This is a genomic window from Pseudomonas putida (assembly GCF_002741075.1).
Taxonomy (GTDB): domain Bacteria; phylum Pseudomonadota; class Gammaproteobacteria; order Pseudomonadales; family Pseudomonadaceae; genus Aquipseudomonas; species Aquipseudomonas putida_T.
This window is the reverse complement of sequence record NZ_CP016634.1, coordinates 1-21836: the sequence shown is the minus strand read 5'-3', so window position 1 is coordinate 21836 and position 21836 is coordinate 1. Positions and strand designations below refer to the sequence as shown.

The 21836-nt window shown below is 55.6% G+C and carries 18 protein-coding genes; 6 read left to right on the top strand and 12 right to left on the bottom strand.

What is annotated here, in order from left to right:
• Nucleotides 1-291: 291 nt before the first annotated feature.
• Nucleotides 292-1698, bottom strand: a complete 1407-nt coding sequence (locus IEC33019_RS00415; protein WP_011953087.1) for a heavy metal sensor histidine kinase — start codon at nt 1696-1698, stop codon at nt 292-294.
• On the bottom strand, nt 1698-2375 hold the full coding sequence (locus IEC33019_RS00410) for a heavy metal response regulator transcription factor (protein WP_011953086.1): 678 nt from the start codon (nt 2373-2375) through the stop codon (nt 1698-1700). Before IEC33019_RS00410 ends, IEC33019_RS00415 begins: the two co-directional genes overlap by 1 nt.
• 166 nt (nt 2376-2541) lie before the next feature.
• Between IEC33019_RS00410 and IEC33019_RS00405 the strand changes: the two genes are divergently transcribed.
• The 6 genes from IEC33019_RS00405 (at nt 2542) to IEC33019_RS00380 (ending at nt 7566) form a co-directional block, all read left to right on the top strand.
• Complete coding sequence (locus IEC33019_RS00405; protein WP_011953085.1) at nt 2542-2748, top strand: co-regulatory protein PtrA N-terminal domain-containing protein; 207 nt, start codon at nt 2542-2544, stop codon at nt 2746-2748.
• A gap of 182 nt (nt 2749-2930) precedes the next feature.
• Nucleotides 2931-4889, top strand: coding sequence for a copper resistance system multicopper oxidase (locus IEC33019_RS00400; RefSeq protein ID WP_012269846.1), 1959 nt, complete (start codon nt 2931-2933; stop codon nt 4887-4889).
• Between the two features lie 14 nt (nt 4890-4903).
• The gene (locus IEC33019_RS00395; RefSeq protein WP_012269845.1) at nt 4904-5227 is read left to right on the top strand and encodes a hypothetical protein; all 324 of its coding nucleotides are present in this window, start codon (nt 4904-4906) and stop codon (nt 5225-5227) included.
• Nucleotides 5217-6332 (top strand): copper resistance protein B, encoded by a 1116-nt coding sequence (locus IEC33019_RS00390; RefSeq protein ID WP_011953082.1) that lies wholly within the window; start codon nt 5217-5219, stop codon nt 6330-6332. The genes IEC33019_RS00395 and IEC33019_RS00390 overlap by 11 nt, the downstream gene beginning before the upstream one ends.
• Before the next feature lie 9 nt (nt 6333-6341).
• Complete coding sequence (locus IEC33019_RS00385) at nt 6342-7121, top strand: c-type cytochrome (RefSeq protein ID WP_011953081.1); 780 nt, start codon at nt 6342-6344, stop codon at nt 7119-7121.
• Nucleotides 7111-7566, top strand: coding sequence for a DUF411 domain-containing protein (locus IEC33019_RS00380; protein ID WP_011953080.1), 456 nt, complete (start codon nt 7111-7113; stop codon nt 7564-7566). The genes IEC33019_RS00385 and IEC33019_RS00380 overlap by 11 nt, the downstream gene beginning before the upstream one ends.
• Nucleotides 7567-7663: 97 nt before the next feature.
• Here the strand turns inward: IEC33019_RS00380 and IEC33019_RS00375 are convergent, their stop codons facing one another.
• The 10 genes from IEC33019_RS00375 to dnaA form a co-directional block, all read right to left on the bottom strand.
• Nucleotides 7664-7996, bottom strand: coding sequence for a DUF2790 domain-containing protein (locus IEC33019_RS00375; protein ID WP_011953079.1), 333 nt, complete (start codon nt 7994-7996; stop codon nt 7664-7666).
• A gap of 371 nt (nt 7997-8367) precedes the next feature.
• On the bottom strand, nt 8368-8727 hold the full coding sequence (locus IEC33019_RS00370) for a histone-like nucleoid-structuring protein, MvaT/MvaU family (RefSeq protein WP_010951431.1): 360 nt from the start codon (nt 8725-8727) through the stop codon (nt 8368-8370).
• Between the two features lie 56 nt (nt 8728-8783).
• Nucleotides 8784-10700, bottom strand: a complete 1917-nt coding sequence (locus IEC33019_RS00365) for a TniQ family protein (RefSeq protein ID WP_010951430.1) — start codon at nt 10698-10700, stop codon at nt 8784-8786.
• Nucleotides 10701-10775: 75 nt separating this feature from the next.
• Nucleotides 10776-11735 (bottom strand): TniB family NTP-binding protein, encoded by a 960-nt coding sequence (locus tag IEC33019_RS00360; protein WP_010951429.1) that lies wholly within the window; start codon nt 11733-11735, stop codon nt 10776-10778.
• Nucleotides 11732-13690, bottom strand: coding sequence for a DDE-type integrase/transposase/recombinase (locus tag IEC33019_RS00355; protein ID WP_011953078.1), 1959 nt, complete (start codon nt 13688-13690; stop codon nt 11732-11734). Before IEC33019_RS00355 ends, IEC33019_RS00360 begins: the two co-directional genes overlap by 4 nt.
• The gene (locus tag IEC33019_RS00350) at nt 13671-14309 is read right to left on the bottom strand and encodes a TnsA endonuclease N-terminal domain-containing protein (protein ID WP_011953077.1); all 639 of its coding nucleotides are present in this window, start codon (nt 14307-14309) and stop codon (nt 13671-13673) included. The genes IEC33019_RS00355 and IEC33019_RS00350 overlap by 20 nt, the downstream gene beginning before the upstream one ends.
• 836 nt (nt 14310-15145) lie before the next feature.
• Nucleotides 15146-17566, bottom strand: a complete 2421-nt coding sequence (gyrB, locus tag IEC33019_RS00345) for a DNA topoisomerase (ATP-hydrolyzing) subunit B (protein ID WP_070091300.1) — start codon at nt 17564-17566, stop codon at nt 15146-15148.
• Between the two features lie 4 nt (nt 17567-17570).
• Entirely contained in the window at nt 17571-18674 is a 1104-nt protein-coding gene (gene recF, locus IEC33019_RS00340; RefSeq protein ID WP_043214211.1) for a DNA replication/repair protein RecF, read from the bottom strand.
• 15 nt (nt 18675-18689) lie between these two features.
• Nucleotides 18690-19793, bottom strand: a complete 1104-nt coding sequence (dnaN, locus tag IEC33019_RS00335) for a DNA polymerase III subunit beta (protein WP_070091299.1) — start codon at nt 19791-19793, stop codon at nt 18690-18692.
• Between the two features lie 40 nt (nt 19794-19833).
• A complete protein-coding gene (dnaA, locus tag IEC33019_RS00330; RefSeq protein WP_070091298.1) occupies nt 19834-21366 on the bottom strand; it encodes a chromosomal replication initiator protein DnaA in 1533 nt (510 codons plus the stop codon).
• Nucleotides 21367-21836 lie beyond the last annotated feature (470 nt).

The following is a 21836-nucleotide window of genomic DNA, read 5'->3' as shown; positions in this document are numbered from 1 at the left end:
CGTGGGGTTAATTATTTCGACCTGAACTGTGCTCGCGGTTCTACACTCCTGGCCCACTTTGCAGGCTTTGGAGTGGTCGGCAGCTGATCCTGGATCAGTATCCTGGCAACAATCGTGATCCATCCCCGCCATCATCTCCATCCCCATGGTTTGCATGGGGCATGGTTCAATGGCTGAGTCGACTCCCGCCATGCCGTTGAGAGGAAGCGATGCGATTAGAAGCAGGATGGTGAACAGTCGTAGGAGCCGGTTCATGATGGCCGAGTATAGGTTACACGCATGAAATGAGCATTAAGCCGTTTGAGGCTTGGAAGTGGATTGTTTGGCGTGCGGCAGAGCGATGTGAAAACTCGTCACGCCGTCAGCGGAGGTACACCAAATTCGCCCACCATGAGCCTCGATGATCGAACGCGTTATGGCCAGACCCAAGCCGGCGTTGCTTGGGCTTCCTTCCCGCCTTGCAGGGTCAGCGCGATAGAACCGGTCGAAGATTTTGTTGATATGTTCCGGATCAATCGTGGCCCCATTGTTCTGGACGGACAGGTTCACTTGATCAGCCGCCTCGACAATCCGGACGGCGATATCGTGGCCTTCGGGGGTATAGCGCAAAGCGTTGGATAGAATGTTGGAAACCGCCCGGTCAATCATTAGCCGGTCACCACGGATCGTACCTTCGCCTTGAAGGGCAAGCCGAATGCTTCGGTCTTCGGCTGCAAGCTGGTAGTACTCAATCAGTCTGGACACTAGCCCGACCAGATCGATATCAACCTGCTCGGGGATGATCAAGCCGTTATCAGCTTTTGCCAGGAACAGCATGTCATCGATCATGCGCGACATGCGCTTGAGGTCTTCAAGATTGGAGTAGAGGTTGTCTTCGTAGGCATCGAGGTCGCGTTTTTTGGTCAGAACGACTTCGGTATGCGTCAGAAGATTACTTACCGGAGTCCGCAGCTCATGTGCGATGTCGGCTGAGAAGTTTGATAGCCGGACGAACGCGTCTTCCAGGCGTGCAAGCATTCCGTTGAAGGAGAGGATCAGCTCCTGCAATTCAAGCGGCACGGGCTCCAATGGAATTCGCTCGCGAAGGGACCGGGCAGACATGGATGTCGCCACCTTGGTGATCTGCCCAACCGGCCGAAGACCGCTCTTGGCCACGATCCACCCCAATCCTGCACTAACCAGAGCGCTGATGACCAAGCCAATGCCGAACCACCATTGCAGCGTCTTGAAAAAGTGGGCATGGCTGGTGACATCCAGCATCAACATGACTGTTACCGGCGCCTGCGCCTGCGCTATAGCCAGTTGAGAGGTAATCCCCCGGAAGTTCCGCGAGTCGATTTGCCAGTCCCAAACGGCGCCAGAAGAGGCCTGCTTAAAGCGCTCAGGGATGCGGGATGCCTTGGAGTCCGAGAACAGGACAGTACCGTCAGCATCAAGAATCTCCGCAGAAAGGTCCTGATGAGCCCCCAACAAAGCACGCAGTTGAGGCTCCTGATCCTCAAGTTCATCACGTGCTGCTGAAAGTGAAAGGATGTGCCGGGTGGATTCGAGTTTCTCGGCCAGGGCTTGCTCATCCAGCATCTGGAAATGGTGCTGACTGAGCATGTAGAAGCTCACGCCGGCAACGACCAATACGGCGATGACCGCGAACATGAACATGAGGGTAAGGCGTTTAACGAGCGACGATTGGGCGCGCATTACTCGGGAACATCCATCAGATAGCCCATGCCACGAACTGTATGTATGAGCTTGGGGGCGAAATCGTCATCAATCTTGGCCCGCAACCTACGAACAGCAACCTCGATCACGTTAGTGTCGCTGTCGAAGTTCATATCCCACACCTGCGATGCGATCAGGGACTTCGGCAGTACCTCGCCGCGTCGGCGCATGAGTAGTTCCAGTAAGGAGAACTCCTTGGCTGTGAGGTCGATCCGCTTGCCATTTCGGGTGGCCCGGCGCTTAAGCAGGTCTACCTCCAGGTCAGCCATCTTCATAGTGGTCTGAGCATAGCCACTGCTGCCTCTTCGCAGCAAAGTGCGCACACGCGCTAGCAGTTCCGAGAATGCAAAGGGTTTGACCAGGTAATCGTCAGCCCCGAGTTCTAACCCTTTCACGCGATCGTCCACGCCATCACGGGCCGTCAAAAACAAGACTGGGACCTCTTTCCCTGCCGCACGTACCATCCGCAGCACCTCCCAGCCGTCTAGCCCCGGCATCATTACATCAAGAATCAGCAGGTCATACGCCTCGCTCAAAGCGTATTGCAGCGCGTCGGTCCCTGTGACCACACGATCGACGGTAAAGCCTGCCTCCGTCAGCCCTTGCTGCAGGTAGGCCCCGATTTTTGGCTCATCTTCGGCTACGAGTAATTTCATCTGCTGCGCCCCCTTGGATGCCCTTCAGTGTGCAGCAAAAAAGGCACCCAACCAGAAGCTGACGGAAAAGTAATGTCGGGCTCAGCTTGCTGACAGTGCCGGGTAGCTAGCTTGAGCACTGTGAACGGCGCCAATCAGGCGAAACTGACCCTTAGAGGAAACGCAAATGAACATGATCAAAGCGATTGTGATGGTAGTCACCTTCGGCATGGCGAGCCTCGCCCTGGCTGAAGGCGGCGCGGATCGCACCTTCGCCAGGATGGAAGCTGCACGTGCATCTTCCATGCAGGCTTACCAGGTTGCTCAGGAGAAAAAAGCAGAGGCTCCTGTTACCGCCCAAAGCCAAAAGCACCCCGGCCACGAGAGCTGCTGAGCTTAGCTTACAGAAATGTAATCACCCCGGAATCTGAACTATGTCAGCTTTCGGGGTATTGCCTCCCGCAATCCTTGTGCTTTGGCGAAAGTCTACGAGGCTTGGGGGAGCTCAATTGAAACCAGATGGCTGCGGATCCCGCAGTCTGGATATCAGCGATCTACCTGATTGGACGCAACGGCATGCAAAGCAAAACCACGAGACGTTCATTCGTCAAAGGCCTGGCTGCTACCGGACTACTGGGTGGGCTGGGCATGTGGCGCGCGCCGGTCTGGGCCGTAACCAGCCCTGGCCAGCCTAACGTACTGACCGGCACCGATTTTGACCTGTACATCGGGGAGCTCCCGGTGAACATTACCGGGGCAGCTCGAACGGCGATGGCCATCAACGGTTCGCTGCCAGGACCAATACTCCGTTGGCGCGAAGGCGACACGGTCACGCTACGGGTTCGCAACCGCTTGAAGCAGGACACGTCCATCCACTGGCACGGCATCATCCTGCCGGCGAATATGGACGGCGTGCCGGGTCTAAGCTTCCATGGCATCGCTCCCGACGGCATGTACGAGTACAAGTTCAAGGTCCACCAGAACGGCACCTACTGGTACCACAGCCATTCGGGCTTCCAGGAGCAGGTCGGTGTTTACGGTGCGCTGGTGATTGATGCCAAGGATCCAGAGCCTTTCACCTACGATCGTGACTATGTCGTCATGCTGAGTGATTGGACCGACGAAGACCCGGCGCGGGTTATGTCCAAGCTCAAAAAACAGTCGGACTATTACAACTTCCACAAGCGCACCGTTGGCGACTTCGTCGACGACGTGAGCGAGAAAGGTTGGTCTGCTGCTGTGGCCGATCGAAAGATGTGGGCCGAGATGAAGATGAGCCCAACCGATCTCGCTGACGTGAGCGGGCACACCTACACCTACCTCATGAACGGCCAGGCGCCAAATGGGAACTGGACGGGAATCTTCAAGCCAGGGGAGAAAATCCGGCTTCGCTTTATCAATGGCTCGGCGATGACCTATTTCGACGTGCGGATCCCCGGCTTGAAAATGACGGTTGTCGCAGCCGACGGTCAGTACGTTAAGCCAGTGTCGATCGATGAATTCCGGATTGCCGTTGCTGAAACCTACGATGTCATTGTCGAGCCTGAAAACGAGCAGGCTTACACCATCTTTGCTCAATCCATGGATCGCACCGGCTATTCAAGGGGTACCTTGGCTGTCCGTGAGGGCCTGCAGGCACCGGTGCCGGCTGTAGATCCAAGGCCTCTCATCTCCATGAGTGATATGGGGATGGACCACGGCAGCATGGGTGGCATGGATCACGGCAGCATGGCCGGTATGGACCACAGCAAGATGGCTGGCATGGACCACGGCAGCATGGCCGGTATGGACCATAGCAAGATGGCTGGCATGGACCACGGCAGCATGGCCGGTATGGACCATAGCAAGATGGCTGGCATGGACCACGGCAGCATGGCCGGTATGGACCATAGCAAGATGGCTGGCATGGACCACGGCAGCATGGCCGGTATGGACCATAGCAAGATGGCTGGCATGGACCACGGCAACATGACCGGTATGGACCAAAGCAATATGGCCGCCAGCGGTGCCATGCAGAACCATCCCGCCTCCGAAACAAACAACCCTCTGGTCGATATGCAGACCATGACCCCTACGCCAAAGCTGAGCGATCCGGGGATCGGGCTTCGCGATAACGGGCGTCGGGTTCTCACGTATTCGGATTTGCGTAGCACCTTCATCGACCCTGACGGCCGGGAACCTGGCCGGACAATCGAACTGCACCTTACCGGGCATATGGAAAAGTTCGCTTGGTCCTTCGATGGGATCAAGTTTTCTGACGCAGAGCCGCTGCGGCTCAAGTACGGCGAGCGCCTGCGTATTACCTTGGTCAACGACACCATGATGACTCACCCCATCCATCTGCACGGCATGTGGAGTGACCTGGAGGATGAGGACGGCAATTTCATGGTGCGAAAACACACGATCGATATGCCGCCTGGCTCGAAACGAAGCTATCGCGTAACCGCAGATGCACTCGGGCGCTGGGCCTATCACTGTCACCTCATGTACCACATGGAGATGGGCATGTTCCGAGAAGTCCGCGTGGACGAATGAACTGGAGATACGAGATGAGCAAACCAATGAAACGAAGCGCCTTTTTCCTCTCTGCCGCGATGGTTGGCCTGCTCGCGGTGTACGCCCCGTCTTCCTGGTCCAGTGACAACCATGATCAGCACTCTCAAAAGTCGTCCAACGCGGCGCAATCGAACGGCTCGAAGAGCAAGCAAGCCCAGGGCATGAACCATGAAGGCATGGATCACGGCTCCATGAAAGGCATGGATCATGGCTCTATGGAGGGCATGGATCATGGTTCCATGGAAGGAATGGATCACAGCAAAATGATGGAATCGCATGGCAGCGACAAAGCTAAGGCAGGGAAAAATGGCCAATAGCGTTGCACGACCATCGCTGCTGGCATTCGCCGTTTCTTTAGGTGTGCTGGGCGTTTCGCCCAGCTTCGCCGCTGAAATGGATCATTCCGGAATGGACCACTCGGCAATGGGCCACGGTGCCATGCAGATGGACCACGCCTCATCACAGGCTGCGATGCCGGGCATGGACCACAGCCAGATGGGCGCGAGCAAGCAACCCACGCAACCTGCACCCGTTGATCACAGCAAAATGGGCCATGGCCAGCCCAAAGCGAAACCCGCCTCGATGGACCACAGCAAGATGGACCATGGAAGCATGAAAGGCATGGATCACGGGTCCATGGAAGGCATGGATCATGGCGCGATGGGTCATTCCACGATGGGAAACGGGAACGCTGATTCGCCGACCCCGACCAGCCGTACGCCAATCCCGGTGCTGACTGATGCCGACCGGCAGGCTGCCTTCCCCCCGCTTGACGGGCACAAAATGGATGACAGCGGGTTCAACAGCTTTTTCTTGCTAGACCAACTGGAATACCAAGATGCCGATGAAGGTAGCACGCTTGCTTGGGATGCATCCGGCTGGGTGGGCGGCGATATCAATAGGCTCTGGATTCGCTCGGAAGGTGAACGAACCAATGGTGTGACTGAAGATGCTGAGCTGCAGCTCCTCTATGGCCGCTCGGTAAGCCCGTGGTGGGATGTTGTCGCCGGCGTCCGGCAGGATTTCAAACCGGAGGATCCGCAGACCTGGGCTGCGTTCGGTATTCAGGGCCTGGCCCTGTATGACTTCGAAGCTGAAGCCACCGCCTTTATCGGCGAGAACGGTCAAACCGCTGCCCGTCTGGAGGGCGAGTACGACATCTTGCTAACCAATCGTTTAATTCTTCAGCCAACCGCTGAGGCCAACTTTTATGGCAAGAACGACCCGGAACGCGGCGTCGGCTCTGGCCTGGCAAACACCGAAGTCGGGCTGCGGTTACGGTACGAGATTGTTCGCCAGTTCGCGCCATACATAGGTGTCACCTGGAGCCGTTCCTACGGCAAAACCGCCGATTTCATTCGGGATGAAGGCGGGGACGTGGACGAAGCTCGTTTTGTGGCCGGTATTCGGATGTGGTTTTGAGAACTCAACATGAAAAAAACAATTACAACGCTGGTGGCGGCAGGTGCTGTTACTAGCGCAGCAGTGCTAGGTGCTGCTTACTTCGGTCTCGTGAACGTTGGTGCGGACGACCCACACTTCCCCGCTGTGCATGCGTTTTTGGCCATGGCGCGGGATCGCTCGATTGAAGTCCGAGCAAGCGACATTGAGGTGCCAAACCTTAAAGATCCTGCTCTCATCCAAGCAGGGGCAGGCAACTACAACGCCATGTGTATCGGTTGCCACCTCGCGCCAGGGGTGGAGAAAACTGAACTCAGCCAAGCCCTATACCCATCCCCACCAAACCTCACCGAGATAGGTGTAAGCGGTGACCCTGCTGCTGCGTTTTGGACCATCAAGCACGGTATCAAAGCGACAGGCATGCCAGCCTGGGGTAAGAGCATGGACGACCAGTACATCTGGGGAATCGTCGCGTTCCTGGACCAGCTACCGCAACTCAATGCTGAGCAGTACCAGATGATGGTCGCTTCCAGTGGTGGTCACCAACATGGCGGTGGCGAAAGCGATATGCATAACCATGAAGGCCAACACGGTGGTGCGAAATCAGGTCATGGAAATCATGATGATTCCGCAGCAAACGGCGTGGCTGAGGAAAGTCATGATCATGGCAGTTCGCATTCGGAGTCTTCATCAGTAGCGGAGCACCACGGTGAACACGAGTCCGGCGAGGCGCACTCGGACCACCACACAGGTTCTACTCCCAAAACCCATGTGCACAAAGACGGGAAGGAGCACACTCATGACAAGTAAGCGCCGCTTCCTCGGTTTAAGTACCGCAGCGTCACTTCTAATCGCCTCAGCCGCCTTTGCTGCGGAGCCCCTGACTATCGATGTGCACCGGGACGCTAATTGCGGTTGCTGTAAGAAATGGATAGCGCACTTGGAGGCAAACGGCTTCAAGGTCGTCGACCACGTTGAAACGGACATGAGGGCGGTGAAGCAAGAGCTAGGAGTAGCTCCGAGGCTGGCTTCGTGTCACACCGCGGTTATCGATGGCAAGTTTGTGGAAGGTCACGTCCCCGCAGCCCAGGTGCAGGAGCTCATAAAGCGCAACGACCTGGCAGGCGTCGCGGTACCTGGCATGCCCGCTGGCTCACCAGGTATGGAGGTTGATGGCATGAAACACGCCTATCAAGTCATCGGCCTCACCAAGAGTGGGGACGATCAAGTAGTTGCCAGTTATCCTGACACGTAATGCAAGATGCCCCGGGGGAAGGGCTTCTGCCGGCCAGCCGACCAGCTGCAGCGCTGGTCGTGGTCAGCTTACTCCAAGACTTACCCTGTCCCTTCGGTCAGTTTTGACCTCTACAGTTAATTCCAGCAGAGCGATATTCGAGGATTTTCAACTCACCTGTTGAGTCCTCGTAATTCATCTGTGTCGGCATCACGTCGCAGCTACCTTTGAGCGAAGTCATACTGATAACTCTCGCCACATCCAGTTTCATTCCGTAGCGATAATGGATCACTTCAGGTGGTTTTTTTCCATTGGCAGCGGCGTAGGCACGCATTGCTTGCTCATTTGCCTGAATCATCTTTCCGTGTAAGCGATCAGATCCTCCTTCAGCTAAAGCGGATGAGGAGGCGATTACGAGCATGAGGGCGGCAATGCTTTTAGCGGTGTTCATTTCTGTTACTCCATGAAGACATGAGTGAAGCTTACCGACTGGGAGCTGTCATCCACGTGATCCAGGAATTACATGTTTGTAAGCAGGCTATCGATAATGATGGCTCTGAATACACGTGAAAGCCGCGTCGTTTCAGGCTGCGACAGTTTTAATTCTCTAGCGAATCAGTCTGAACCGGCGTTTTGGGTGATTGCGACAGTTTTGCGTTTCCTCTCCAAATGGCTGCAGGCCGCGAAAGACGGGACCCTCTAGCGACAGTTTTAATTCTCTAAATCCACCACCCGCAGAAAATTTCGTCACGCCCCAGAATGGGAATTTGCATTCGGGGCGCACCACGATTCATCTCGTGCCAGAAGCCGCCTGCAGTGCAATCAATTGGCGAGCCAAGACTCGACTACCTCAGCGCCATACTCGTTTTTCCAGGCCTTAAGCGTACGCTGATTACCACCCTTGGTCTCAACAACCTCTCCGCTGTGTGGATTCTTGTAGACCTTCACTTCGCGTGGTTTCCGAGAGGTTTTTGGGGCCATATCAGTGGAAGCCACCGCTTGCGGATCGAGGATCAGCACCACTTGGCGCAGGCCGTAGCCATACTCGTTGAGCAAACTGCGCAGCTTCGTTTCAAATTCCATTTCCTGCTTCAGGGCAGAGTCATTTTTCAGCGCTTCCAGCTCCGCCAGTTGGGCTGCGAGCTGTTGTTCGAGCAGGCGGAATTCAGCGAGACGGGACATAAGATTCTCCAAAATGGGTTCGATGATTTTAGCAATCAAGAAAGAAAGCGTGCTAACTATCTTGATCCCACATGCCTGAATCGGCAATCACGAGGCTGAGCGATCGGTGTGGATAAAAACGTGATGGCTTCAGGATCGTCGATCTGGGCGGCTTCACTTGCGAGGTAATCGATCAGCTTTTTGCTTCTTACCCAAACGTACTGCCGGCAAGCCGCGTTTGGAATGGATGGCCCCGCAACGGGGCGAAACCTGGCCTCCCAAAGGTGCTTGAACGCCTCCCTGGTCGACTTCCCCAAATACACCGCAATCTCCGGTCCCAAGATATAGCCACGCCTGAATCTGTCGATGGCTTGAGGCTTAACCATCAATTGCGTACGCCGGCCTCGTTCGACAGCAGTGCTCCATAGCAGACCCAGTCGAACGAACGCGTATGCGCATTGTTCTTTGACGCCTAACAGCGCAGCAGCCTTGACTACCGACAGGCCGGGAAAGACCGGACTCTTGTTCTCAGCTCGGGCTTGTTGCCACGCTGCAAAATCTTGCGGCTTGAGTAACCACGCCCCTACCGCAACCGAGCCATTCTCAGCTGGGCCGTAAGCGCGAAGTTCACCTGCACGTATTGCCTGAACCAACTCGACCAACCCACCCCCCTTGGGCAGAGAATGCTTGGCCAAGTAGTTGATCGACACCAGGCTCTGGTCAGAGCTGGTAGGCAGCTTCTCATCAATCAATTCGTTGATCGAGCGGCAGTCAATCAGCCACCTTTCGCCTGGGCGCGGTTCTCCACCAAAGAACTGGAGGGTACCACCAGCTAGCAGCTGCCTAACCCGATTGCGACAGAGGCTTAGCAAAGTCGAGGTTTCTTTCATATCAGCCACGCCCTGGAGATGCTGCGAGATTGCCTTCAAATGATCCAGGTCCACGACCGTAAAGACTCGATCTTCATGGACCTTCTCCCGATAGGCGATTTGTCCCTCCTGATGAAGGCGTTTTATGACTGATACCCCGAGACCACAAGCTTCAGCAGCAGAATCGAACGACACCCAACGATGTCTCTCAATCGTCTCCTCACTCAAATTGCGATTTCGCTTCGCTAACGGTGCTTCCCACGCATGCTGCAGAAATGATTCGAACTCTCGACGAAGAAAGTCAAAACAAGAGTCATCCAGATCACGGTGGATGTCGTGGTATATCGGGCCGAACGATCTGCTGAGCGTCCAATGTTCGTTATCGGAATGGACTGCCTTGAGGCCACTCAGCAGTTCTCTGAATGCGAGAGGCCAGTTCATGAGAACCACGCCCGCCGCGTTTGCCATAAGCCGCGATATCTCTAGCGAACCCGAATCAGCAACCTTCAGCGGCTGGGTTCTTTCCGTAGGCAAACTTCTGACAGCGAGACGCGATGACAACTCGTGAAACTGTTCGTAGGTGAGGGCCGCCAATCCCGCGTCAGCTGGCAACGAGTCGGCGTAAAACCTATCTTCAAAGCCAGAGGTGAGCCAGGCGGCCGTATCACTCGCCGGCGCGATCTCAAAATTGGTCCCACTCAATGAGGTGCCACACGCTTGGCAACTATTCGCACTCATTGCGCTTGGATCGGTTTCCTTCAGACAGTTGGGGCACCGCCCGTGGAGTTCAGTGCCGTGGACAGAACACGTCGTAACCAGGGTCAAGCCCCAGCTTTCTCTCCAATAACCGGCTTCGCCCAAACAGATCGGACAGTAACGAGCGTGATGAGTCGTCCATAACTTGACCCCCTTGGGCCTTGGATCACGAAACTCAGCAGATACCGCAGGCCAGCTCAGTGGTCCTTCCATCATCTGCAGCCAGTCCGCAACATCGGTCTCGTCGGCTCGTGCAAAGGCGGTGAGCAGTTCCTTTCTGGGTAATCCGTTGGCTTTCGCCAGGCGCTGCAGGTACCCCAAAAGACTTTCGTCTTGGTGTGGTCGTGGGTTGATTAAAAGACCAAACATTCCTACACATCCATGAAATCGAAGACATAAAAATCAGGGGAGTAGAGCCGGGCCGATAAGCCCGGCCCTTGGCCGTCAGGTACTGCTCTCTTCGAACGTCTCAAACGGCTCCCGCTTCCCGAACAGAGGCTGGAAATTGAAGCTCGCACTGAAGGGGTTTCGATCCTCGGTGGCGTAGCTCCAAACCTCGTCTTCAAAAGCCTGGGCCAGCACAGGAAGTTCAATCCCGACAAGGTCCTGGACTTGAACCAGCCAAACAGCCCTGTCCACAATCTTGATGAGGTAGTCGATCAATCCATAGGAAGCCAGGTAGAAGCGTTTAATCATCGCTGGCTCTACAAAACTGATGGTTTGAACAGGCAGTTCGCCCTCGATTGCCTGCAACAACATCACGAAATGAAGAGACGTATTAGCGGAGAAGGTGAAGCGATCGTATGCCACCGTGGCCGAAAACCTGCGTCGCAGTTGCTCGTTTGCTAGCAGGAGATTTTCGGTGCGCTTCAGCCCAATCAGAACAAACGCGATACTGGTTTCATTCATCAGACTCTTGATCCAGTCTGCTGCCTCATACGCACCATTACGACGATAATCGACCAGGTGCTGCGCCTCATCGAGGACCAACATCTCCACGCCAAGGTTCTTCAGCAGCAGGACTACTCGCGCAAATTTAACCTCTGCCGAATGTCCTCGTGCCTCTGCGAAGGGATCCTTCAGCTCTGCCAAAATGGCTGCTGCCAGGTTCTTTTTGGTTGGAGACGAAGGCATCTCGACGAACAGAACTGTCCGCTTCTGTGGGTCATGGCTCTCCAATTCCTCCAATGACCGAATGTACTCCTTGACCAATGTGCTCTTGCCCACTCCGCTTGGACCTTGGATCAGCAACCCTTTACTTGCTCTGGTACGCCGACTATCGCCGTGGATATCGCCTAGTCGCGTCAACGCTCGCTCGACTTGAGGGCTGTGAATAAAACGATCGCGGAGCGTAAAGCTGTATTCACCATGCTCGTAGCATTCGTACAGATTGATGGCGTTCATGGCTTAGAACTCCCAGCAGGGCGACGAACCGAGACCTTGAAGGCTGCTGGCGGAATGTTAGGAATAGAGTCACCGGTCCATTCCACTTCAGCGAGTACCTTGGGTGGAGGCGTGCTTTCGGTCACTCGACCCTCCTTGTCGATTTTCGCTATGGCAGCTGCGCGTCGTTTTCTGAGCGTCTGCGAACGGCGGGCCTCGTCTGCATCTTCCATAATTTCCTGGTAGCACCTGTGCGTAGCCTCGAAGCTAGGCTGCTCATTATATTTTTCTCGCAGCGCTTTCTCGGCAGCCTTCCACACCTCCCTGCTCTTACCGGCCATTCGCTCATCTTTGGCGGGCACTTTGAAGAACAAGTTTCTGAAGCGGTCGTGAACCCAAACGTGCCCGGCTTCGTCTCGATAGCGGACGTTTACCTTTTCTCCGTCTGCCAAACGCATACGGAGCTCAGCAAGTTCCGTAGAGTGGTAGCCCACTTTGGCAACCTCGATGCCGTAATGGTGAACCTTCACCGAGGCCCGCTTGGCCAGAATGCACTCCAACGAGTCCAGGTCGACGGGAAGGCTGATGACATGGTTCGCCTCGCTAGTCCCCCAGACTTGAGCCGGTGTTCTGTTGTCCAGCCCCCGATGAGGAGTCTGGTGGTAACCATCGACGATCCATTTCACTACCACCGCCTCCAATTGAGGGAGCGTGAAACATGCATTCTTCTCCGAGTCGTAATCGCCACGCTGCTGGATATTCGAGAAGGTGGTACCCGGGAGGTTGTGGATAAGCCCCAGGTTCTGTGTGCTGAAAAAGCGTTCGACGGCACCTTTCCTTTGAGGGGCCCTTGAAGCGGGATACATGATCTCGATACCCAACTCGTTGAATCCCATGATGAGATCGCCCGCGTGAAATTCCGCTGCGTTGTCTGGGACTATTCGAGCCGGCAGCCCACGTGCCCACCATTCATTTCTCACTTTCGGAAAGCGCTTCAGCAATTCGGCTTTTGGACGGATTGAGCGTTCGATCACACGAAGCACGGTTTCCGTATTTGGCGCCGACAGGTGGAGCAAATATCCCATCACCATTCGAGAGAAGCGGTCGAGGACGATCGTCAGATAGGGGCGCCCAATGCACAGCCCCGAGGTTTCATCCACAAGCTGGACGTCCAACAAGGTGTGATCAATTTCCCAACGTTCCAAAATCTCATGGACACGTAGGACACCCGCCGCAACACGGTGCTTCTTGTCTGCTGCGTGTTTTCCGAGCCTCTCCTTATCCACAAGGTACGGATCCAGCTTGGCGATGTACCTTCGGACAGTCATTCCGCTTGGGATCTTGAGCTGATCCGAAGGCAAACGACTTTTGTTCCTCTCTTTTATCTGATCCTCGAATTCTGAAACGACCACGCTGACCGCTGGAATCGTATCCTGCAGGTAGGTTTTATTAATCACCCCTTCAAGAATAACTTCGAGCTCTCCCTGTATCGCGGCAGCCCGACCCTTTTTGGCATGCTGAGGGATAAGCTTTACTACGTTCTGGCCAATGTATTTGGCTGCCCAACGTCGAATAGTGGAAACCGAGGGTGCGCACGCATCCCCAATCTTTTTGGCGATATCTCTAAGCTTCTTGATCATGTCTTCGTCACCCGGTAGCTTGTATTTACCGCGCTTAGTTAGGTCGTCCAGATACTTGCGTCGACGCAATGCCTCATCTCCATGTTTTTTGGGGAAGCATGAAATATCTGGAGGGACGTTCCGCACATACGGAACCCTCCCAAGGTATGGCTGATCAGCGGAGATCTCGATCTCGCGCTTCTCGTAGGCCTCATAGAACTCCTTCTCGGATAGCTTCGTGGGCTCACCAAGCTCATCGAAAAAGAGCAGCTTCCGGTCAATAAGCCTCTTCTCAAGCACCATCAGTACGCCACGAACGATGACGACCAATTTCACCCTAAGGGAAAAGGTTTGCATGACGGTGCCCCCCTTGCAGGAAGACCGGGGAGTCAGTGTCAATTGACCTATCAAGGTCAATGCCCACCACCCCAAGGCCTAACAAGCGCCAGGCTTTCCCCTCACCAACCACGTAGAGCAGATCTGCAACGGTCATAGGCGGCCATTCGTTGAAGGTCGCCATTACCTCCTCCAACGCCTGATGCGAAAGCTCTGGACCGCGCCGGTGATACATCAGCCTTCTAAGATTGGTAGCCAGGGGTTCAGCTTCAATTAACTTTTCAGTGATCACCGAAAAGTTACGGGCAGTGGCGTTGAAGTAGCGCTCAGCGGCATCCAGTCGCTGCCTGACGCTGGCAATCTTCAGTCGATCGTGAGGCTTCACTTCAAACCACCACTCGCGCCCATCCGCGAGGAAAACCTGTACGTCTGGGTAATATTTGAAGTAGCCCTGGAGCGATGGAACACGTTCCTCACTGGGCTGCGGGACGTAGCCGATGACCGCAGGAGACAGCTCAAGAAGCCGAAAAAGAGCGCCTTCGAGCTGGGACTCCCAGGGCACAGGCTTTTTATTTTTGAGCGATGGGAAGTAGCCGCGGTAATGGTTGGACCGCCGCGTGACCACCTTTCGTACTGTCATGAAACACCTCCGAAAATCTCGAAACGAGCGCCGACGCTGCGCCAAAAAATCAAGGCGCAGGGCGGGCGAAGTGAGGCCTTTCGACAGGCAACACTGTGCCGTCGAGTAACCTCGCTAAGGTCGAAAAAATGGGAGAGGATTGACAGTCGCTTCGAAAAAGCAGACATTGCGGGTTCTGAGGACGCAAGTCTGCTTCGCTAAGCGCGGTCAGTCCTCTCGGGATTGATCGCGTTTTTCTACATTTTCAGGTCTCCTTTTCTCTCATTGGTCATGACTCTCATGACTGATCAGAATCTAAAGCAATCGGCTTGCTCTCTTTATTTCTAAACGGCCACTTCGTGATCGCTGGAGCAATTTGGATCAGGTCTGAAGCTCTCGCTTCAAACAGCTGATTTGGCTGAAAATCTTCAGTGCAAAGCGGAAAAGTTGGTCATAGATCTTATTCCAACATCCCTTCGAAATCTACAAAAAATCCAAAATGGCAACTTCCACCAAATTCCATTTCCATACTAAATTGTTCAAATTAATACTTAACACGTACGCTTAATTAACTATTAAGGTGTTCAAATATTAGTTTTAAAGTCCTCTCAATCTCTCTGCTGCTCAGATCCGCCCGCCGACCCTCTCAGCACTTCCAGCGCCCCATCAAATCACTTCCTCAAATCCCCCCATCTGCATCATTTTCCAATGAGCGGAGTAGGGCGCCCCGGCAGGAATTCCAGGCAAAAAAAAGCCCGCGAAGGCGGGCTTGATGGTGACCGACAGGGGCCATGGTTGAAGCCCGGCCGGTCATCTATTTGTGAAAGCGTGCAGCTTTTCTGTGAACCTACACCTGATCAGAAGTCCAGGTTGGACACCGACAGGGCATTGCTTTCGATGAAGTCACGGCGCGGCTCGACTGCATCACCCATCAAGGTGTTGAACAGCTGGTCGGCAGCGATCGCATCTTCGATGGTCACCTTCAGCATCCGGCGCACAGTTGGGTCCATGGTGGTTTCCCACAGCTGATCCGGGTTCATCTCACCCAGACCTTTGTATCGCTGGATGGTGTGACGCTTGGTGGTTTCGTTCATCAGCCAGTCCAGGGCTTCTTTGAACTCCGTGACCGCCTTGCGACGCTCGCCACGTTGCACATAGGCACCTTCGCCCAACAGGGTGCTGAGCTTGGCGCCGATGGCGACTACCGTGCGGTAATCGTTGCTGCCGAAGAAGTCGCGGTTGAAGGTGACGTAGCTGGCCAGGCCATGGGAGGTGATTTCCACTTCCGGCAGCCAGAGGTTGCGTTCCTTGTCTTCACGCAGGCTGGTCTGGTAAGTGAGTCCAGACTTCTGGCTGTTGCTCAGGCGCTCTTGGAGTTTGCCCAGCCAACCTTGCATGGCGGCCTGGTTGGCCAATTGCTCCAGGGTGACTTCAGGCAGGTAGATGAAGTGCTCGGTGAGTTCTTCCGGATACAGACGCGACAGACGCTTGAGCGTTTTCATCACGGAACGGAATTCGTTCACCAGGCTTTCAAGCTGAACGCCAGAAACCGCCGGAGCCGATTCGTCCAGATGCAGGCTGGCATCTTCCAGGGCCGACTGCGTCATGTACTCTTCCATGGCGTCGTCGTCCTTGATGTACTGCTCCTGCTTGCCTTTCTTCACCTTGTACAGCGGCGGCTGGGCAATATAGATGTAGCCGCGCTCGACCAGTTCCGGCAGTTGGCGGAAGAAGAACGTCAACAGCAGGGTACGAATGTGCGAACCGTCAACGTCAGCATCGGTCATGATGATGATGTTGTGATAACGCAGTTTGTCGATGTTGTACTCTTCACGGCCGATGCCACAGCCCAGGGCGGTGATCAGTGTGCCCACTTCCTGGGACGAGATCATCTTGTCGAAACGCGCTTTCTCGACGTTGAGGATCTTGCCCTTGAGCGGCAGGATCGCCTGGGTGCGACGGTTACGGCCTTGTTTGGCCGAGCCACCCGCGGAGTCACCCTCCACCAGGTACAGTTCGGATAGGGCAGGGTCTTTTTCCTGGCAGTCGGCAAGTTTGCCCGGCAGGCCAGCGATGTCCAGCGCACCTTTACGACGAGTCATCTCACGCGCCTTGCGCGCCGCTTCACGGGCACGGGCAGCATCGATCATCTTGCCGACAACCGCCTTGGCTTCGTTGGGGTTTTCCAACAGGAAGTCGGCGAAATACTTGTTCATCTCTTGTTCCACGGCGGTCTTCACCTCCGAGGAAACCAACTTGTCTTTGGTCTGCGAGCTGAACTTCGGATCCGGCACCTTGACCGAGATGATCGCGGTCAGGCCCTCACGGGCATCATCGCCGGTGGTCGCGACCTTGTTCTTCTTGGCCAGACCTTCCTGCTCGATGTAGTTGTTCAGGCTACGGGTGAGCGAGGAGCGGAAGCCAACCAGGTGGGTACCACCGTCACGCTGCGGAATGTTGTTGGTGAAGCACAGCAGGTTCTCGTTGAAGCTGTCGTTCCACTGCAGGGCGACTTCGACACCGACGCCATCGTCACGCTGAACATTGAAGTGGAACACCTGGGAGTTGACCGGGGTCTTGTTGGTGTTCAGGTATTCAACGAACGCGCGCAGGCCACCTTCGTACTTGAAGAACTCTTCCTTGCCGCTGCGTTCATCCTTGAGCAGGATACCGACGCCCGAGTTCAGGAACGACAGCTCGCGAATACGCTTGGCGAGGATGTCCCAACTGAAGTGGATGTTCTTGAAGGTTTCCGCCGAAGGCTTGAAGTGGATGTGGGTACCGGTAGTTTCGCTCTCACCGACCACTGCCATCGGGGCTTGTGGAACACCGTGAACGTAAGTCTGCTCCCAGATCTTGCCGCTACGGCGAACGGTCAGTACCAGCTTTTCGGACAGGGCGTTTACAACTGAAACCCCTACGCCGTGCAGACCGCCAGAAACCTTATAGGAGTTGTCGTCGAACTTACCGCCCGCGTGGAGGACGGTCATGATGACCTCCGCCGCCGATACACCTTCTTCTTTGTGCACATCGACAGGAATGCCGCGACCGTTGTCGCGAACACTGATGGATTCGTCCGGGTGAATGATGACCGTGATGTCGTCGCAATGCCCCGCTAGGGCTTCGTCGATCGAGTTGTCGACCACCTCGAAGACCATGTGGTGCAGGCCGCTGCCATCATCGGTGTCGCCAATGTACATGCCGGGGCGTTTGCGCACGGCATCCAGCCCTTTCAGCACCTTGATGCTGGAGGAGTCGTACGTTTGATTTTCGCTCATGCCTTCACTCCCGATGGTCGTGGGTCTGGGTGATACGGCCTTGTTCCACGTGGAACAAGGCAACTGGCGTTTCCGTCTGCCAGCCTTCCCTCAGTAATTCGTGATCTACACAGGTGATAAAAACCTGGCAGTGTAATTCTTCAAGCAAGCGACAAAGCGCGAGACGATGCTGCTCATCCAATTCGGACGGCAAGTCATCCACGAGATAAATACAGTGACCGCGGCGTGCCTGACTGACGAGGTGGCCCTGGGCAATCCGCAAGGCACAGACCACAAGTTTCTGCTGACCTCGGGACAAAATGTCGGCGGCATTGTTTGCGCCCAATCGAAGACGCAAATCAGCACGCTGCGGACCCGCCTGGGTGTGCCCGATTTGCTGATCGCGAAGAAGAGAAGAGGCGAGTACTTCGTTGAGTTCCCGGTCCTTGTCCCAGCCTCGGTAGTAGCTCAGGGTTAACCCGTCCAGCTCAACCAGTTCGCTCAGGGTTCGCTCGAAGACAGGCTTCAAGGCCTTGATGTAATTGCGACGGTATTCATCTATCTCCGCACTGGCCAGGCATAACTCCCGGTCCCAGGCGGCTTGCGAAGCAGCGTCAAGTGTACCATGACGCAACCATGAGTTCCGCTGCCTCAGCGCCTTCTGCAGGCGCTGCCAAGCAGTCATGAATCGAGGTTCCACGTGGAACACTCCCCAATCCAGAAACTGCCGACGCACCTTGGGAGCGCCTTCGAGCAGCCGGAAGCTGTCCGGGTTGATCAGTTGCAGCGGCAACAGCTCGGCCAACTGGGCTGTGCTGCGAGCATTCTGTCCATCAATCCGGATAGTGAAATCCCCCTGGCGGTCTCGCGATATACCGAGGTTGCTGGTCCCGCCCTCAACGAGCTGAACCTCACCGAACACCGTGCAGGTTGGCTGCTCGTATTGGATAACCGGATTCAGACGCGTGCTGCGAAAGGAGCGGGCGAGCCCCAACAGATGGACTGCTTCCAACACGCTGGTCTTGCCGCTGCCATTGGCGCCGTAAAGGATGTTGATGCGGGGGGAGGGGGAGAGAGTCACCGGGTGCAAGTTGCGCACCGCGGTGACCATGATACGTCGAAGTGACATTTGGCCTGCTACAGGTTACAGACGCATCGGCATGACGACGTAGGAAGAGTCATCATTGCCGGCTTCCTGAAGCAGGGCGCTGCTGTTGGAGTCGGACAAGATCAGACGAACCTGCTCGGTGGTCATAACGCCCAGCACATCCAGCAAGTAGCTCACGTTGAAACCGATCTCCAGCGAGCTACCGCTGTAATCGACGCTGATCTCTTCTTCGGCCTCTTCCTGCTCGGGGTTGTTTGCCTGAATCTTCAACTGGCCGGAAGCCAGCTGCAAACGGATCCCACGGTACTTCTCGTTGGAGAGGATCGCGGTACGGCTGAAGGCCTCACGCAGAGCCTGGCGATCACCGATCACCAGTTTGTCACCGCCTTTTGGCAGTACACGCTCGTAGTCGGGGAACTTGCCGTCCACCAGTTTGGAGGTGAAGGTGAACTCGCCGGTGGTCGCACGAATGTGATGCTGGCCCAGAACGATGCTGACCATACCTTCCGGCTCAGTCAGTAGACGTGCCAGTTCGAGGATACCTTTGCGTGGCACGATGACCTGGTGGCGCTCGGCTTGGCCAATGGCGGCGTGCATGGAGCACAGCGCTAGACGGTGACCGTCGGTAGCAACAGCACGCAGGGTATCAGTGGAAACTTCCAGCAGCATGCCGTTGAGGTAGTAACGCACGTCCTGTTGGGCCATGGCGAAGCTGGTGCGTTCGATCAGGCGACGCAGCTTGCTTTGCTCCAGGTTGCAGGTCAGCGAGCCAGGGCCTTCCTCGACGGTCGGGAAGTCATTGGCCGGCAGCGTCGACAGGGTGAAACGGCTGCGACCAGCCTTGACCAATAGCTTCTGCTCATCGACCTTGATGTCGATCAGGACATCGCTCGGCAGGCTCTTGCAGATGTCCATCAGCTTACGCGCCGGGACAGTGATCTCGCCCGGCTCGGCCGGCTCTTCCAGTTGTACACGGCCAACCAGCTCGACTTCCAGGTCGGTACCGGTCAACGACAGTTGCTGGCCTTGCACGACCAACAGCACATTGGACAGGACCGGCAAGGTCTGGCGGCGCTCGACGACGCCTGCGACCAGTTGCAGGGGTTTCAACAGGGCTTCGCGTTGAATGGTGAAATGCATGGTCTAGTCCCTTGCCTTCAATTAGCTGCACCGACGGTCATCAGGTCGTCAGCGTACGCAGCAGGTTCTTGTAGTCCTCGCGGATGTCCGCATCGGATTCTTTCAATTCGTTGATCTTGCGGCAGGCGTGCAGCACGGTGGTATGGTCGCGACCGCCAAACATATCGCCGATTTCCGGCAGACTGTGGTTGGTCAGCTCCTTGGACAACGCCATGGCAACCTGGCGTGGACGTGCGACCGAGCGCGAACGCCGCTTGGACAACAGATCGGCGATCTTGATCTTGTAGTACTCGGCCACAGTGCGCTGAATGTTATCCACACTCACGAGCTTGTCTTGCAGCGCCAGCAAATCTTTGAGGGACTCACGAATCAGCTCGATGGTGATATCCCGTCCCATGAAGTGGGAATGGGCAATCACTCGTTTCAGGGCCCCCTCCAGCTCACGCACGTTGGAGCGGATACGCTGGGCGATGAAGAATGCCGCATCGTGGGGCAACTCCACCTTCGCCTGGTCGGCCTTCTTCATGAGGATCGCCACACGGGTTTCGAGCTCCGGGGGCTCTACGGCAACCGTCAGGCCCCAACCGAAGCGCGACTTCAGACGCTCTTCCAGCCCTTCGATTTCCTTCGGGTAACGGTCGCTGGTGAGAATGACCTGCTGACCACCCTCTAGCAGGGCGTTGAAGGTGTGGAAAAACTCCTCCTGGGAACGCTCCTTTCGCGCGAAGAACTGGATATCGTCAATCAGCAGAGCGTCGACCGAACGATAGAAGCGCTTGAACTCGTTGATTGCATTGAGCTGCAGCGCCTTGACCATGTCGGCGACGAAACGCTCGGAATGCAGGTAGACCACCTTGGCATTCGGGTTCTTCTTCAGCAGGTGGTTACCCACAGCATGCATCAGGTGGGTCTTACCCAAGCCCACCCCACCATAAAGGAACAGTGGGTTGTAACCATGCTTGGGGTTGTCGGCAACCTGCCAGGCTGCGGCGCGAGCCAACTGGTTGGACTTACCTTCGACGAAGGTTTCGAAGGTAAAGGTACGGTTGAGATAGCTGGTGTGCTTGAGCGCCCCCTCGACCTGAACCGTGCGTTGCTCGGTGCGAGTGGTAGCTGGCGCAGAAGCCGGCTCGCCCATGGCATCGAAACTGTCGCGCGAAGACGGTTCTTCGATCTCGAGCGCAGGGGCCAGCTCGAGTGCAGGCTCAACGACCGGCTCGCTCGGTTGCACGACCTGTGCTGCCTGCTGGACTTGAGTCTGTTGGGCCATCGACGCAGCGACCGCAGCACTGACAGGCGCATTGGGAGCGGCACGCGGAGCTGAACTGCGACGGCTGCCTATTAATAAGGAAAGGGCAGGCGCAATGCCGTTGCCACGCTCGCCCAACAGCTCGAGCAGACGACCCAGGTACTTTTCGTTGACCCAATCGAGAACGAAACGGTTGGGCGCATAGACGCGCAACTCGTCGCCTTCGGCTTCGACCTGTAGCGGACGGATCCAGGTGTTGAATTGCTGGGCAGGCAGTTCATCGCGCAGAAGCTCCACGCACTGCTGCCAAAGTTCCACTGACACGGATATCCCCTGAGTTGAAAGCCGGATGAGGCAAAAACAAACCGCCATTGTACCGGGAGGTAGACCACTTATCCACATGTGGCATCGACTTGCGCAGTGCCAAATCGGTCAAAAAACTCCCTAGATACCCTTTCTGCGCTGTGAATAAGCTCTGTGGATAACCAGCTTTGAGAGCTATGCACAACCCTGACAACAAGCCTGTTGATAACTCATCTGTGGGTAACAGTCTATTCGATCCACAGGTTTTGCGCCTCATCAGCACAGCGAGGGCACGGCTTACCGACAAGGTTATGATTCTCTGTAACCAGTGTGAACAAAGGGCTATCGGTAGTTATCCACAGAAGGTTATCCACTAAAGATCTATAAGTTCTTCAGAAAAGCTTTTTATATGTCCTTCTATTTTTTTCATGTTGTCTTCTCGTCTAGGTTCGATCAAGCCACGTGACGTCACTCAACCCCTTCTTCTGCTC